Source organism: Bartonella sp. AD13SXNS, assembly GCF_042196465.1.
GTDB lineage: Bacteria > Pseudomonadota > Alphaproteobacteria > Rhizobiales > Rhizobiaceae > Bartonella.
The window spans coordinates 1-1,764 of sequence record NZ_JBHIQI010000061.1 but is presented as its reverse complement, the minus strand read 5'-3'; the positions used below and the strand labels follow the sequence as shown (position 1 = coordinate 1,764).

The window sequence follows — 1,764 nt, the reverse complement described above, 5'->3', positions numbered from 1 at the left end:
GTTGAATGCCGTTGGTTTGAAAGCGAGCGATATTACAAGGCACCCGATTTAGAGACAGGTGAATTGCGTGATTATAGTGAAGAGGAATTTAAGCAATTACAGTGCATGATGCCCGATATTCAAGGGGCAGCTTTCAATAAAAAGGTTGTAAAACGTGCTTTTTTAGGCAGGAAATTGCTTGAATGCCCCGATCAACCTTTGGTTCCAGCGGGTCAATTGGGTTGGGAGTGTATAACGGGATATTTTGACAAGATAGAACGGCAATTTTATGGGGTTGTAAGACCGACAAAAGATCCACAACGATGGGCGAATAAATATTTTAGTCAAGTGATGCACATTCTCAATAGCCAATCCAAAGGCGGGATAATGGCAGAGCGGGGCGCATTTGAAGATGAGAGAGAAGCTGTAAAGAGTTGGAGCAGGGTTGATAGTATTACGGTTTTAAAAAATGGTGCTTTGGCTGGTGGTAAGATACAACCAAAACCCGTAGCGCAATTTCCAGCAGGCTTTTTCCAACTGTTTAATGAAGCCAAGGAAGCGATTAATCAAGTTACGGGTTTATCGCCTGAGTTTATAGGGACGAGAGAAGTCTCACAAGCGGGGATTTTAGAGGCACAACGGCGTCAATCCAGTCTTAACCTGCTAGCTTGTCTGTTTGATGGTTTGCGTTTGTATCGCAAGCGGCAGGGTAAGATTATTTTGCATCTGATACAGAATTATTTGTCTGATGGTCGTTTGGTACGGATATCGGGTGAGGAGAATGCGCAATATATTCCGTTGACCCGTGAAGCGGTGATGAGTGTAGATTACGATATTGTGGTGGATGATGCTCCAACCAGCCCGAATGAGAAAGAGCGTACCTTTGGCATTATCACGCAATTATTACCGTTGCTTCAAAATGCCGTAACACCGGATATTATGCTTGATTTGCTTCGTTACTCACCCTTGCCTGCGTCATTACTCAATCGTGTAAGCGAGAAGATGCAACAGCAGCAAATGGCACAACAAGCCCAACAACAGCAGATGGATCCCGAACAAGAAATGAAGTTGCAAGAAAAGCAGCAGGATATGGCGACTAAAAGCCAGATGCAACAGATGGATTTGCAACAAAAGCAGATTGAATTGTTCATGCGTCAGAAGAGAGCGGAATTGGAAGCCGAAATGATGCAACAGAGGCATGACATTGAACGTCAGAAGCTTCTCAATGAACAAGCACACAATCAGATTATGCGAGAGAGAATAGCATTGCACAGAGGCATGCATATTTGAGAGAGGTGAAAGAATGAATGCAGAAATGAACGAAGCTATGAATGAAGATTACAGGGTTGGTGCACCGGTATTTGATGATGAGAGCTCTTTTGAGAGTGATTACGAGGTCGAAAACGTTGAGAGTAATGATGTCACACCTCCAGAGCCGGTTGCAGAGCCCGTTGACAAGCCTTCAGAAATCGTTCCTATAGATCGGCAACATGCAGAACAACAAGCCAAACAAGCCCGTGAAGCGCTTGTCAAGTTTTATGAATCTCAAGCCCAGCCACCAATGGTTGAAGGAGAAGGTGCGCCCCCAGACCTACGTGAGGACCCAATTAGCGTATTAACGTGGATGTTAGATAAGATTCAAAAGCAAGATGCGTATATTAGGGCACAGCAGGATGTTCAAAGGCAAGCCATTGAATCCCACGAATTTAATGATCATTTGAACCAGTTTTTAGAAAGTTCTGTTACATCAATTAAAGATAAATACAGTGATTTTGATGCGGCGGC

Annotated in this window: 2 pseudogenes; both read left to right on the top strand. The window is 43.9% G+C overall.

The window, feature by feature from the left end:
• Positions 1 to 1,269 (top strand): annotated as a pseudogene (locus tag ACFIMQ_RS09320) (phage portal protein); the annotation flags it as partial.
• Between the two features lie 13 nt (positions 1,270 to 1,282).
• Positions 1,283 to 1,764 (top strand): annotated as a pseudogene (locus tag ACFIMQ_RS09315) (hypothetical protein); the annotation flags it as partial.